Annotated in this window: 14 protein-coding genes and 1 tRNA gene; 8 read left to right on the top strand and 7 right to left on the bottom strand. The window is 29.5% G+C overall.

Going from position 1 to position 13,120, the window contains the following annotated elements; translation table 11 throughout:
- Positions 1-35: 35 nt before the first annotated feature.
- From LPB302_RS12255 to LPB302_RS12245, 3 genes are all read right to left on the bottom strand, one after another.
- Positions 36-866: a GLPGLI family protein gene (locus LPB302_RS12255; RefSeq protein WP_053973278.1), complete on the bottom strand. Its 831-nt coding sequence runs from the start codon at positions 864-866 to the stop codon at positions 36-38.
- 97 nt (positions 867-963) lie between these two features.
- Complete coding sequence (locus LPB302_RS12250) at positions 964-1,806, bottom strand: GLPGLI family protein (RefSeq protein ID WP_053973279.1); 843 nt, start codon at positions 1,804-1,806, stop codon at positions 964-966.
- A gap of 2 nt (positions 1,807-1,808) precedes the next feature.
- Positions 1,809-2,189, bottom strand: a complete 381-nt coding sequence (locus LPB302_RS12245; RefSeq protein ID WP_053973280.1) for a hypothetical protein — start codon at positions 2,187-2,189, stop codon at positions 1,809-1,811.
- Between the two features lie 121 nt (positions 2,190-2,310).
- Between LPB302_RS12245 and LPB302_RS12240 the strand changes: the two genes are divergently transcribed.
- The 7 genes from LPB302_RS12240 (at position 2,311) to LPB302_RS12210 (ending at position 10,078) form a co-directional block, all read left to right on the top strand.
- The gene (locus LPB302_RS12240) at positions 2,311-3,915 is read left to right on the top strand and encodes a sensor histidine kinase (RefSeq protein WP_053973281.1); all 1,605 of its coding nucleotides are present in this window, start codon (positions 2,311-2,313) and stop codon (positions 3,913-3,915) included.
- Positions 3,908-4,585 carry a response regulator transcription factor gene (locus LPB302_RS12235; RefSeq protein ID WP_053973282.1) on the top strand — a complete coding sequence of 226 codons (678 nt, stop codon included), beginning with the start codon at positions 3,908-3,910 and terminating at the stop codon, positions 4,583-4,585. Before LPB302_RS12240 ends, LPB302_RS12235 begins: the two co-directional genes overlap by 8 nt.
- A 63-nt stretch (positions 4,586-4,648) precedes the next feature.
- Positions 4,649-5,263 (top strand): deoxynucleoside kinase, encoded by a 615-nt coding sequence (locus tag LPB302_RS12230; RefSeq protein WP_015482078.1) that lies wholly within the window; start codon positions 4,649-4,651, stop codon positions 5,261-5,263.
- A 433-nt stretch (positions 5,264-5,696) separates the two neighbouring features.
- A complete protein-coding gene (locus LPB302_RS12225; RefSeq protein ID WP_015482077.1) occupies positions 5,697-6,560 on the top strand; it encodes a sigma-70 family RNA polymerase sigma factor in 864 nt (287 codons plus the stop codon).
- A gap of 214 nt (positions 6,561-6,774) precedes the next feature.
- The gene (gene rpe, locus LPB302_RS12220; protein ID WP_053973283.1) at positions 6,775-7,431 is read left to right on the top strand and encodes a ribulose-phosphate 3-epimerase; all 657 of its coding nucleotides are present in this window, start codon (positions 6,775-6,777) and stop codon (positions 7,429-7,431) included.
- A complete protein-coding gene (locus tag LPB302_RS12215; protein ID WP_053973284.1) occupies positions 7,432-8,817 on the top strand; it encodes an exonuclease domain-containing protein in 1,386 nt (461 codons plus the stop codon). It begins immediately after the preceding gene.
- On the top strand, positions 8,798-10,078 hold the full coding sequence (locus tag LPB302_RS12210; protein ID WP_053973285.1) for an FAD-dependent oxidoreductase: 1,281 nt from the start codon (positions 8,798-8,800) through the stop codon (positions 10,076-10,078). Before LPB302_RS12215 ends, LPB302_RS12210 begins: the two co-directional genes overlap by 20 nt.
- Positions 10,079-10,118: 40 nt before the next feature.
- Here the strand turns inward: LPB302_RS12210 and LPB302_RS12205 are convergent.
- The 3 genes from LPB302_RS12205 to LPB302_RS12195 form a co-directional block, all read right to left on the bottom strand.
- Positions 10,119-10,192: transfer RNA gene (locus LPB302_RS12205), tRNA-Arg, on the bottom strand.
- Between the two features lie 11 nt (positions 10,193-10,203).
- Complete coding sequence (locus LPB302_RS12200) at positions 10,204-10,653, bottom strand: GatB/YqeY domain-containing protein (RefSeq protein WP_053973286.1); 450 nt, start codon at positions 10,651-10,653, stop codon at positions 10,204-10,206.
- A gap of 1 nt (position 10,654) precedes the next feature.
- On the bottom strand, positions 10,655-11,119 hold the full coding sequence (locus tag LPB302_RS12195) for a retropepsin-like aspartic protease family protein (RefSeq protein ID WP_053973287.1): 465 nt from the start codon (positions 11,117-11,119) through the stop codon (positions 10,655-10,657).
- Positions 11,120-11,262: 143 nt separating this feature from the next.
- On the opposite strand from LPB302_RS12195, the gene LPB302_RS12190 reads away from it, so the two are divergent.
- Positions 11,263-11,739 carry a hypothetical protein gene (locus LPB302_RS12190; protein ID WP_053973288.1) on the top strand — a complete coding sequence of 159 codons (477 nt, stop codon included), beginning with the start codon at positions 11,263-11,265 and terminating at the stop codon, positions 11,737-11,739.
- A 72-nt stretch (positions 11,740-11,811) separates the two neighbouring features.
- Here LPB302_RS12190 and nqrF read toward each other — a convergent pair whose 3' ends face one another.
- Positions 11,812-13,119: an NADH:ubiquinone reductase (Na(+)-transporting) subunit F gene (gene nqrF, locus LPB302_RS12185; RefSeq protein ID WP_053973289.1), complete on the bottom strand. Its 1,308-nt coding sequence runs from the start codon at positions 13,117-13,119 to the stop codon at positions 11,812-11,814.
- Position 13,120 lies beyond the last annotated feature (1 nt).

Below are 13,120 nucleotides of genomic sequence, written 5' to 3'. Positions count from 1 at the left end.
ATGTGTTTTTAGTTAGATAGAAGTTTTAGTTGATATTAAAATCCTCTTCCTCCTCCTCTACGTCTGTTTTGAAAACGTTCTTTAAGTTCTTCTGTTTTTACTTTGATAATTTTGTTGTACTCTTCTCTAGAAACTTTTTTCCCTTTTTTCGGTTTTTCTATTTCTATAGATTCTGAAGGGTTAATAATAATCTCTGTACATAACATTGTAGTTCTATCTGCGTTTATTTCTAAAATTAAACCAGGTAAACCCCAGTAAGATTCAGGACCTGAACTAACAGGAATTTGTGGTGTGTACCAAGCAGTAACATTCAACATTTTAACTTCTTCCTTATCTTCTGTATTTGTAGAATCTTTTGCTTGATTTCTTCTACCTCTTCTAAAAATACCTCCCCAATCTATTTTATTATCTACAGTGGTCATTGTAGCTTTATAAACAGTATACTGACCAATTTTTTTACTTTCTGTACCTAATTCCCATTTTGGTTGATCCATTGGCTCAACAACTAAAAAACGTTTGCTAAATTGCTCAACATCTTCAATCATCTCACGTTCTTTTAGGTTTTTATATATAGAACCTTGACCATTACTTGCACCCCATCTTGGACCAGAAGATCCTGGAGCATCTAGTTTAACATCTTCTTTAAAAGAAGATTCATTTCTATTAAAGCTTAACGTATAAGTTTTTTCTAAAAAGTTTTTCATACGAGCCATAATTTGCTTTTTCTGCTGCTCGCTCATCTGATTGCCAAACCTACTCATATCCATAGTAGTTTTAGACATGTAGGTTGCTTGACCTTCAAAATCTTTTTGTGCAAAACTTGTAATTGTGATAAATGCCAAAAAGAGTGTTAGTAATGATTTCATGTTTATTTTTTTAAATTTTAATCAAAAATACTTGTATAATATGCCTAAGACTTAAAAAATGAACAAAAGTTTAATACTGTTATGAAAACTTTAACACTTAGCCACCCATTTTAATTTGAATTCCATTTCCAAGATCTACCCCATTTCTACTTCTCATCTTTTCCATCATTTCATCAGATTTCTCTTTTTGAATTTTAGAGAACTTCTTTTGATTAACCACTTTACCCTTTGTTGGCTCTACAATAACAACAGGTTTTTCTGGATTTAAAACAATTTCTGTACAAACAATTAAGTTTTTACCATCATTAATTTCTAAAATTAAACCTGGCAAACCTTGATAGTCTTTAGGACCATTACTAATTGGAACTTGAGTAGTATACCAAGCAGTTGTAGTAATGGTTTCTTTGGTTTTAGTTTCTTTAGATTCACCATTAATCATACTAATTTTAATATTTTCTACTTCTTCTGTAGCTGTAGCTTTATAACAAGTATACATACCAATGTTTTTGGTTTCTGATGAAAGCTCCCAGTTAATTTTCTTCAATTTATCTTTTACCAAAAATGGTTTACCCATAATTGCAGTTTTATTTGCAAATTTTTGATTCTTTATATTTTTGAAATAAATATCTGTGCTACCTGAACCTCCAAAAGACATTACCATTACTCCACCTCTTCTTGCTTGCGGATTTGGATTATCTAACTTTACATCTTCTTTATAGATAGATGTAGTCTTATCAAACTCTAAAATGAACGTTTTTTGATTCATTTTCTGCATTCGCTTCTTAAGTTCTTCCTGCATTTTATCTGTTATTCCTTTTTGATTTTCACCAAATTTGATGGTAGATTTTCTACTAGTTTTATAAGTAGCTCTCCCTGAAAAATTTTGTGCTGAAATTGTAGCTACAAAAAGTAGCATTAAACCTGTTAGTATCGCTTTCATAATTATTTGTTTTGATATTTGTTATATACTTTAATTAATCCTTTTACTCCTTTTTTAGATTTTTTGATGAGTTCTTCTATATTATCAGTTTTACCTTCTACAGAAAATTTACCTGCAATTTTTACCTTTTTACTTTTTCGTTTATCCATATTAATGGCAAAACTCAGTTTAATCACATCATCTTCATTATTTGTATTAAAGATACTTTTAATTTCTTTCCAATCTATTTCTTCTAATTCTGTTACTGAATCTACATTGTAAGAAAGTGATGTTATTTTGACCTGAGAATTATAGTTGTAATTATCTTCTAAAACTATATTCTTAGATTGAGCAAAACCAATAAAAGAAGTTAATGCTACTAAAAGTGTTATTAATTTTTTCATAATTATTTATATTATTTGATTACACCACAAAGATGCAAAGGATACTCGTATTTTAAGGTTAATGAGTGTTAACGAGTGTTAACCGTCTGTATTTATAGTTTTTACCTCTTATATTTGCTGTATGAACACCAAAAAATACACTTGGATATTTTATTTTATTACAGCAACTATATTAACTACCATTGCTGTTCAAATTTATTGGAATTATAAAAATTACCAAGAAAACAAACAACGTGTCCAAAATGAAATTCAGCTTAGTTTAGATGCAGCTGTAGAGATCTATTATGCCAATTTAGCAAAGAAAGATTTTTTAACAATATTAAGACCAAGTGAAGATAAGGTTGATATAAAATTCACTACAGAAGGTTCTTATGATTCTATCTTTAAAAGCATTCGAAAAGAAAAGAAAAAAGGAACAAAACCAAAGTTTACAATAAGCAACATCAAAATAACTTCAGATGATAATCTTTCTCAGCAGCAGTTAGATTCTATGATGAATGGTATGAAAGATTTTGCAAATGAACTTAGTAAAGATAAATTATCAACTAAAAAAACAAAAAGAGACACTGCAATTCTTTTTACACAATTTACGGATGAGAGAAATGGTTTCTCTCTAGATAAAAATGGTAAAAAAACTGATATTCAATATTTTAAAGGAAAGAAATCTGCAGATAGTCTTAAGTTGATTAAGAATTTAAAACCTATGTTTATTTCTTTTTTCGACAACTCTTTAAACTATAACAAAATAGATTCTTTAATAGACAATCAATTAAGTAAAAAAGGAATTGATATTAAAACAAGTTTTCATCATATTAAGAGTGATACCCTTTTTCATCAAACCAAAGATTCTGTTTTAAATTCAGAAACTTTTTTAGCGGTTTCAAAATCTACATTTGTAAAAGAAAATCAACGTTTTGAGCTGCTATACAATAACCCGAATTTGGAAGCATTACAAAGAAGTTTTGGAGGTATATTTATATCACTTGTATTATCGCTGTTAATTATATCTTGTTTGTTTTATTTATTAAAAATAATCAACAAACAGAAACAATTAGCAAGTATTAAAAATGATTTAATTAGTAATATAACTCATGAATTTAAAACACCTATTGCAACTGTATCTACAGCCTTAGAAGCTATATCTGATTTTAATGTTATAGATGACAAAGAAAAAACACAAAGGTATTTAGCAATGTCTAGTATTCAGCTGAAAAAACTACATCAAATGGTTGAAAAATTATTAGAAACTGCAACTTTAGATAGCGAACAATTAGTTCTTAAAAAAGAAAGTGTAGATGTTGTAGAAATGACTGAAAAAATTGTGCAAAAACATAAATTACTCGCTACAAATAAGCAAATTACTTTTGCTACAAATAAACAACCTATATATGTACAAGTAGATGTTTTTCATTTTGAAAATGTAATTTCTAATCTCATAGATAATGCTGTAAAATATGGTGGAGATGAAATTGAAATAAATATAAACTCAATTTTAAAATCTACAGAAATATCTATTGCTGATAATGGTTTAGGCATAGAGAAAAATCAGCAAGAAAAAATCTTTGATAAATTCTATAGAGTTCCAAAAGGTAACACACATGATGTAAAAGGTTTTGGAATTGGCTTGTATTACTGTAAAAAAATTGTTGAAAAACACTTAGGCAAGCTATCATTAATATCAGATAACAGTCAGACTATTTTTAAAATTTCTATACCTAATGAGTAAAATTAAAGTTCTTTTAGCCGAAGATGAAGCAAGCTTAGGCATGATAGTTAGAGAGAGTTTAGAAAGCAGAGATTTTATTGTAGATCATGCAGAAAATGGTGAGCAAGCTTTAGACCTTTATAAAACCAATCAGCCAGATATTTTAGTTTTAGATGTAATGATGCCAAAGAAAGATGGATTTACTTTGGCAAAAGAAATAAGAGAATCGAATAAAAATATTCCCATTATTTTTTTAACTGCAAAATCGCAAACATCAGATGTTTTAGAAGGTTTTAATTTAGGTGGAAATGATTATTTAAAAAAGCCTTTTTCTATGGAAGAGTTAATTGTAAGAATTAAAGCGCTTTTAAATAGAATAGAATTAAAAACAAATCTTGAGCTCATTAAAATTGGTAATTACATCTTTAATTTCACCAAACAGACCTTAGAATTCGAAAACTTAAAAGAAAATCTTACACATAGAGAAGCAGAATTGTTATTCCATTTACAACAAAATAAAAACCAGGTTTTAGATAGAACCTTTATTCTAAATAAATTATGGGGTAATGATGATTTCTTTAATGCAAGAAGCATGGACGTATTTATAAGTAAACTAAGAAAAAAGCTTAAAAAGGATGAAAATATTCAAATTTTGAATATCAGAGGATTTGGTTATAAATTAATCTGTTAAACTTTTTTACTCTATTATTTTTAGTAATTTAGCATCCCTTTTAACTTATAGAACTTATATACAATGCATGTTGCAATAGCAGGAAATATAGGCGCAGGTAAAACTACGCTAACCAAATTATTAGCCAAACATTATAAATGGAAACCCCATTTTGAATCTGTAGATGAAAATCCTTATTTAGATGATTTTTATGGAGAAATGGAACGTTGGTCTTTTAACTTACAAGTTTACTTTTTAAATAGTCGTTTTCGCCAAATCTTAGAACTAAGAGAAACAGGCAAAAACATTATACAAGATAGAACCATATATGAAGATGCTCATATTTTTGCACCTAACTTGCATGCAATGGGTTTAATGACGAATAGAGATTATAGCAATTATAGTTCTCTTTTTGAGTTGATGGAAAATTTGGTATCACCTCCAGATTTATTAATTTACTTAAGAGCCGATATTTCTACATTAGTGGGTCAAATTCATAAAAGAGGTAGAGAGTATGAAAACTCAATTAGCATAGACTATTTAAGTAGATTAAATGAAAGGTATGAAGCTTGGATTTCTACCTACACCAAAGGTAAATTATTGGTGATAGATGTAGACAACTTAGACTTTGTACAAAATCAAGAAGACTTAGGTTATATTATAGATAGAATAGATTCTCAAATTAATGGGTTGTTCTAGCTAATAATAAAGAAATCGATGTAAAATGAAAGAGACCGTAAAAACGGTCTCTTTTTTTTGTGATTAACATCACTCATGATAGATAGTCCCCCAACTTTCTATCAAGCTTTTATTGAAAATAAATCAATGCTTGATACTTTAAAAAAAAGTAAAGGTTTTTAGAAAAAAGCTAAAAACCTAATATTATGATACTTACAAAAAATGTAAGCGATTTTCTTTTTGTTTCAGAGACAAAGATACCTCTAAATTATTAGATATCAAACTATATTTTGGATCACAAATTTATTTTATTCTCCAAGGGAATAAAACAGCAATTTACTAGCAAAATTTTTCAGAAATAAAAAAATAAAAACTTTTTGTAACATTTATTTAAAAACCAACGTATAAATAATTGAGGATGATTATCACCTCTTTTAAAAGTAGAAAGAATTAGATGAGACAACTTAAGATTACAAAGCAGGTTACGAATAGAGAAACTGCTTCCCTAGACAAATACTTACAAGAAATTGGTAAAGTAGATTTAATTACTGCAGATGAAGAAGTAGAATTGGCTCAGCTTATTAAAGCAGGAGATCAAAGAGCATTAGAGAAATTAACAAAAGCAAATTTACGTTTTGTGGTTTCTGTAGCAAAGCAATATCAAAATCAAGGTTTAACATTACCAGATTTAATTAATGAAGGTAACTTAGGTTTAATTAAAGCAGCAAAACGTTTTGATGAAACTCGTGGTTTTAAATTTATCTCTTATGCAGTTTGGTGGATTCGTCAATCTATCTTACAAGCATTAGCAGAACAATCTAGAATTGTACGTTTACCTTTAAATAAAATTGGTTCTATTAATAAAATCAATAAAATGTATGCGTTTTTAGAGCAAGAAAATGAAAGACCTCCAAGTCCTGAAGAGATTGCCAAAAAACTAGACATGACTGTTAATGACGTAAAAGAATCTATGAAAAATTCAGGACGTCACGTTTCTATGGATGCACCTTTAATTGAAGGTGAAGATTCAAATTTATACGACGTTTTAAACTCTGGTGAGTCTCCAAACCCAGATAGAGTTTTATTACACGAATCTTTGCGTATAGAAATTAACAGAGCATTAGAAACGCTTACTCCAAGAGAAGCAGATGTTGTAAAATTATACTTTGGTTTAGGTGAACACCAACCAATGACTTTAGAAGAAATTGGTGAAACTTTCGATTTAACAAGAGAACGTGTTCGTCAAATTAAAGAAAAAGCAATTCGTAGATTAAAACATACGTCTAGATCTAAAATTTTAATGACCTATTTAGGATAAACTAAATTCTCAATAAAAACTTAAAACTCTCAAATTCATTTTTGAGAGTTTTTTATTTAGAGCTATTTCCTGCTTTACGTTATATCTTTTTTTCATTCTTCAAAAAAGGATGCCACTTCAATCAGGGCTAAACTTCTTTAACAAAGAATTTAATTTAATTCAAACTAAGTTCATTAACTAATTAATTATCTTTGCAAAAAACAACAACATACTAATGAGTAATTTAATAGCACCCTCAATACTAGCAGCAGATTTTGCTAACTTACAAAGAGATATAGAAATGGTAAATAATAGTGAAGCAGATTGGTTTCACATAGATATTATGGATGGCGTTTTTGTACCAAACATCTCTTTTGGAATGCCAGTATTAAAAGCAATTAAACAACATGCAACCAAAACTATTGATGTGCATTTAATGATTGTAAATCCAGATCAATACATACAAACATTTGCAGATTTGGGTGCAGATATTTTAACTGTACATTATGAAGCTTGTACACACTTGCACAGAACAATACAAGCTATAAAAGCTACAGGTATGAAAGCAGGTGTTGCCTTAAACCCTCATACACCAATTGCAGTTTTAGAAGATATTATAGAAGATTTAGATATGGTTTGTTTAATGAGCGTTAATCCTGGTTTTGGAGGGCAATCATTTATAGAAAATACCTACAAAAAAGTAAGTCAATTAAAACACTTAATTGAGTTTACAGAATCTAATTGTCAAATAGAAATTGATGGTGGAGTTACCAATAAAAATGCAAACGCTTTAATTGAAGCAGGAGCAAATGTGTTAGTTGCAGGTAGCTATGTTTTTAAGAGTGATAATCCTACAGAAACCATTGCAGATTTAAAAAATATAATTGCCTAATTGTATACAGTAATAGACATAGAAACCACAGGTAATGGCTATAAAGGTCAAAAAATTACTGAGATTTCTATATTTGTTTTTGATGGTAAAAAAATCATTGATGAATTTACATCACTTGTAAATCCTGAGCAAAATATACCACCATTTATAACCAACTTAACTGGCATTACAAATGCAATGGTTAGGTATGCTCCAAAATTTCATGAAATTGCAAAAAAAGTAGAAGAACTAACAAGAGACACTATTTTCGTAGCACATAATGTAAATTTCGATTACAATATTATTAGAGATGAATTCAAAAGTTTAGGCTTTGACTTTAAGCGCAAAAAACTTTGTACAGTTCGTTTATCAAGAAAAATAATACCTGGTTTGCGTTCTTATAGTTTAGGTAATATTTGTATTGATGAAAATATACCTATTAATGGTAGACACAGAGCAAAAGGCGATGCTGAAGCAACTACAGAATTATTTAGAAGATTAATTGAAAGAGATGATAATTTTATCATTAATTCATTTTTAAATCCACGTTCACGTCAAGCAACATTACCACCATTATTGGATAAAAAGGTAGTAGATAATTTACCTGAAACCTTTGGGGTTTATTATTTTCAAAATAGCGCTAAAGAAATTATTTATGTAGGTAAAGCCAATAATATTAAGCAAAGAGTAATTAGCCATTTTTACGATAAGAAAAAGAAAGAAAGAGAAATGTGTTTAGAAACTGCACATCTTTCTTACACAGAAACTGGTAGTGAACTCTTAGCGCTTTTATTGGAATCATCAGAAATTAAAACAAAATTTCCGAAATTTAATAGATCTCAAAAAAATAGCAATGCTGCTATTGGATTATTTTCTTACGAAGATCAAAAAGGAATTTTGCATTTAGCTTTTAATAAGTTGAAACTTACACCAAACCCAATAATGACTTTCTATTCAATATCTGAATGCAGAGCATTTTTAGAGAGTTTGTGTAGTGAGTTTGAGCTGTGTCCTAAATATTGTCATTTACAAACCAATGTGAAAAGCTGTTTTAGTTATCATTTACAAAACTGCAAAGGAGTTTGTAATGATAAAGAAAAAGTAATTCATTATAACAATCGTGTTCGAGAAGCAATTGCTTCAATTGGTTTTGAAGCTAAAAATATGGTAATAAAAGAATCTGGAAGAAATGAAAATGAAATAGGTTTCACCTTAATTTTAGATGGTACTTACAGGGGTTATGGTTATATAGATAAAGCTCAAGCAGAACAGTTACAGCAACCAGAAGATTATCAATTCTTTTTACAACCAAAAAGAGACAATAGAGATGTGCAACGAATTTTAACTGCCTATCTTAAAAAGAATTCGAAAGAAAAACAGGAAGAAAATGGAGAAATCAGCATATAAAATAAATATAATTGGTGCAGGTGTTAGTGGTTTAATTGCTGCTCAAATTTTAGAAAATTACGGCTATCATCCAACAATTATAGAGGCTACAGATAAAGTTGGTGGTAGAGTAAAATCTGATAGTTATAAAGGATACACGCTAGATCATGGTTTTCAAGTTTTGCTTACTTCTTATCCAGCAGCAAAAAAATATTTAGATTATAAAGCATTAGAATTACAAGAATTTTTACCTGGGGCCACTATATTTAAAAATGGAAAACAGCAAACCATTGGAGATCCTTTAAGAAAATTAACATTGCTATTTCCAACCTTATTCTCTTCAATAGGTAATTTTTCTGATAAGCTGAAAGTATTAAAATTAAATACAATTTTAAAGAAAAAAGAAGTTTCAGCGATATTTAAAGAAAACGAAAAAACAACATTACAATATTTACAAGATTTTGGTTTTTCTAAAGAGATTATTTCAGACTTTTTTAAACCCTTTTTCTCTGGAATATTCTTGGAACCGAATTTAGACACCTCTAGCAGAATGTTTGAGTTTGTATACAAGATGTTTGGTGATGGCTTAGCAGTTTTACCTAAGAAAGGAATTCAGGCCATATCAGATCAGCTTAAAGGCAAGTTAAACAACACTACTTTTCTATTTAATACAGCTGTTAAGGAGGTAAAGAATAGTAGTATTATACTGCAAGATAACTCAGCAATAAAAAGTCATATCACTATAATTGCAACAGAAGCCAGTTCACTAATTTCTAATCTTAAAAATCAAGAAACAGAGTGGAAAAGTTGTGAAACTTTATATTTTGAGTCTGAAAAAAGAACAATACAAAAACCAATTATTGGTTTAATTGCTAATGAAAATTCTTTAGTAAATAATATATTTTATCATACAAGTGTAGATATAGCTAATAAAAGTGATAAAGAATTATTGTCTGTCACTATCGTAAATAATCATCAATTAAATGAAAACCAACTAATTGATAAAGTAAAGCAAGAATTAAAAGAGTATTGTAAAATAGAAGATCTTCATTTCTTAAAGAGATATCAAATAAAGAAAGCTTTACCTAAACTTACAAATTTACAGTATGAAATTTCTAGTACAGAAACCAAGCTAAAATCTACTATATTTTTAGCTGGAGATCAATTATTAAACGGTTCTTTGAATGCAGCAATGATTGCTGGAGAAAGAGCAGCTTTAGGCGTTATTCAAACTTTAGAAGATGGTTTAATTGTAGATGAGCTAACTTCTGAATATTCATAAAAAAAACTCAAAGTAAAATTTACTTTGAGTTCTAGTTTTGTGACTCCAGCAGGATTCAAACCTGCAACCCTCAGAGCCGAAATCTGATATTCTATTCAGTTGAACTATGGAGCCCAAACACTTTTCTAAGCTAAGTTCTTTTTAACCAACATAGAAATAGTTTTACCATCTGCTTGTCCAGAAAGTTTTTTAGAAACCACCCCCATAACTTTACCCATATCTTTCATACTTTCTGCTTTTAAATCTGCTATTGTTGCAAGTACAACTTTTTCAATTTCCTCTTCAGATAAAGCTTCTGGTAAAAACTGTTCTAAAACTGCAATCTCTGCTAATTCAGGTGCTGCTAAATCTTCTCTTCCTTGCTTTAAAAAAATAGCAGCACTATCTTTTCTTTGCTTTACTTGCTTCTGAATAATTTTCAGTTCTTGTTCTTCAGAAATTTCTTCTTGAGCTCCAGACTCAGTTTTGGCTAATAAAAAAGCAGATTTCACAGCTCTTAGAGCTTGTAAAGCAACAGCATCTTTTGCTTTCATTGCCTCTTTCATTTTGGTCATTACCTGTTTTTGTAAACTCATCTTAATTGTTTTTATTTTTATTTTTTATTTGCTTTAAATAAAGTACATGCTGCTTATAGTCTATAAAAGCTTTACCTTTTTGTAATATATCTGCACCTATTATACCATGAACTTCTTTAGCATTATGTTGCACTAAAGCTGTATTAACATGCTCCAGATTAAATAATACTAAATGACTTTTATTCGTTTTCCAATCTCCAATTTTTAAAGTATTTCCTTTAGACTGTTGAGTTTCCATTCCTGTAGCACCTGCACCAGCTGCTTTAGTTTCACTTTCTTCTGCATCTAATTTAAAGAAACTTATTAAATCTAAACCTACACATGAATTAGAAGCACCAGTATCAAGAATAAAACTTCCTTTAACACCATTAATTTTTGCCTTTAACTCTAAATGATTTGTGGCAATTTTATTTAGTTTTATTTTGACATAATTCTTTTTAAAAAGAATCTTCTCAATACTTTTCATGAAGTGGCTTTTGTTGTTCAAAAATACAATTTAAACGAAGTACATAAAAATAGATTGAATACAATTTAGATTGATAATTTAACTTTCAATATTTGAAATCATTTTAAAGATTTCTTATCTTTAGAAAGCAAAATTAAATGATGATGAAGACTTCTAAAAGATTAGAACAGGCCTTAGTTAAATTATACAACGCCTACCATAATAATAACCTAAATCCAGAAGATTGTGCAGCTTGTGCAGTAGGAAACATATTAGATAATCATGATAGTTGGAAACACTTATCTAATGATCATGGATCTTTAGAGCTAAGTTATGTTGGTAGAGTTCATCAAAACTTAGGTAGAAAATTTAATGGTTATACACCTATAGAAATTTTAAGCATAGAGAAAGTATTTTTAGAGGCTTGTGGTTTTAAAACGCCTTTATGTCATTATAATATAAAGCCAGAAAACCCAACAGCTAATGACGTACTTTTTAATGGGCTTTCTGCAGTTGTTAATCTCTTGTGCGAATTAGATAGTATAGAAAATGTAATGGACCTTTCTAAATTATTTGAGCAAGAAAATGGAGCACCTGTATACCACCTAGAAACATTTTTACGAGAAAAGGCATTAGCTTAATAACTAATTATAAGGAACAAAAAAACCAACGTTAATTACGTTGGTTTTTTTGTTCCTTATAATGCTGGATTACTATCCACCAAAATCATCAAATCTGATGTGTTCATCTGGTATTCCAAAATCTTCACCCATTTTCTGAACAGCTTTATTCATTAATGGTGGTCCACAGAAATATAATTCTATATCTTCTGGAGATTCATGATGACTTAAGTAATTATCGATTACACAGTTATGTATGAAACCAACAAACCCATCACCTTCAGCATCTATATTCTCTTTAACTTTCCAATTATCCTCCTCCATTGGTTCAGATAAAGCTAAGTAAAATTTAAAGTTTGGAAAATCTCTTTCTAACTCTTTAAAATGGTCTAAATAAAATAACTCTCTCTTAGAACGACCTCCATACCAGTAAGTTACTTTTCTACCTGTTTTTAAGGTTTTGAATAAGTGATATAAGTGAGAACGCATTGGAGCCATACCTGCACCTCCACCAACATATAACATTTCTGAATCTGACTCGTTAATGAAGAATTCTCCATAAGGACCAGAAATAACACACTTATCACCTTTCTTTAAGTTAAAAATATAAGATGAAGCAACACCAGGATTAACATCCATCCAGTCACCTTTTGCTCTATCAAAAGGAGGAGTTGCAATACGTACATTTAACATAATTTCTCTACCTTCTGCAGGGTAAGAAGCCATTGAATAGGCTCTTTCTACAGTTTCAGTATTCTTCATTACTAATGGCCAAAGTTTAAACTTATCCCATTCAGCTTGAAATTTATCTGGAGTATCGTGTTCTTCTGGGTGAGCTGTAATATCCATATCAGAGAACTTAACTTCACATGGAGGTATTTCAATTTGAATATAACCACCTGCTTTGTAACCCATGTCTTCAGGAATTTCTACTACAAATTCCTTAATAAATGAAGCTACATTATAGTTTCTTACTACAACAGCATCCCACTTTTTGATTCCAAAAACTTCTTCTGGAATAGTAATATTCATGTCTTGTTTCACTTTCACTTGACAAGCTAAACGAATTCCAGACTTTAATTCTTTTTTTGTAAAGTGTGGTACTTCAGTTGGTAGAGCTTCTCCTCCACCTTCTAACACATGACACTCACATTGTACACAAGAACCTCCACCACCACAAGCTGATGGTAAGAATATTTTTTCATTTCCTAAAGTTGTAAGTAGTGTGCTACCAGAACCAACTTCAATTTTCTTTTCTCCATTAATGGTAATAGTTACTGGACCAGAAGGAGATAACTTCTGCTTCACAAACAACAATAAAGCAACTAATATTAAAGTAATTAGTAAAAAAGCTGCTACTGTTGCAATAACTGTACCTGTTGTACCTGCTGCTAATATCATT

This window comes from Polaribacter dokdonensis, assembly GCF_024362345.1.
Classification (GTDB): Bacteria; Bacteroidota; Bacteroidia; order Flavobacteriales; family Flavobacteriaceae; genus Polaribacter; species Polaribacter dokdonensis.
The sequence above is the reverse complement of the archived record's forward strand: the minus strand, read 5'-3'. Positions and strand labels throughout refer to the sequence as shown.

Coding starts and splice junctions, on each gene's coding strand:
- LPB302_RS12255 (WP_053973278.1), bottom strand. CDS start 866: ATGAAATCATTACTAACACTCTTTTTGGCATTTATCACAATTACAAGT.
- LPB302_RS12250 (WP_053973279.1), bottom strand. CDS start 1,806: ATGAAAGCGATACTAACAGGTTTAATGCTACTTTTTGTAGCTACAATT.
- LPB302_RS12245 (WP_053973280.1), bottom strand. CDS start 2,189: ATGAAAAAATTAATAACACTTTTAGTAGCATTAACTTCTTTTATTGGT.
- LPB302_RS12240 (WP_053973281.1), top strand. CDS start 2,311: ATGAACACCAAAAAATACACTTGGATATTTTATTTTATTACAGCAACT.
- LPB302_RS12235 (WP_053973282.1), top strand. CDS start 3,908: ATGAGTAAAATTAAAGTTCTTTTAGCCGAAGATGAAGCAAGCTTAGGC.
- LPB302_RS12230 (WP_015482078.1), top strand. CDS start 4,649: ATGCATGTTGCAATAGCAGGAAATATAGGCGCAGGTAAAACTACGCTA.
- LPB302_RS12225 (WP_015482077.1), top strand. CDS start 5,697: ATGAGACAACTTAAGATTACAAAGCAGGTTACGAATAGAGAAACTGCT.
- rpe (WP_053973283.1), top strand. CDS start 6,775: ATGAGTAATTTAATAGCACCCTCAATACTAGCAGCAGATTTTGCTAAC.
- LPB302_RS12210 (WP_053973285.1), top strand. CDS start 8,798: ATGGAGAAATCAGCATATAAAATAAATATAATTGGTGCAGGTGTTAGT.
- LPB302_RS12200 (WP_053973286.1), bottom strand. CDS start 10,653: ATGAGTTTACAAAAACAGGTAATGACCAAAATGAAAGAGGCAATGAAA.
- LPB302_RS12195 (WP_053973287.1), bottom strand. CDS start 11,119: ATGAAAAGTATTGAGAAGATTCTTTTTAAAAAGAATTATGTCAAAATA.
- LPB302_RS12190 (WP_053973288.1), top strand. CDS start 11,263: ATGAAGACTTCTAAAAGATTAGAACAGGCCTTAGTTAAATTATACAAC.
- nqrF (WP_053973289.1), bottom strand. CDS start 13,119: ATGATATTAGCAGCAGGTACAACAGGTACAGTTATTGCAACAGTAGCA.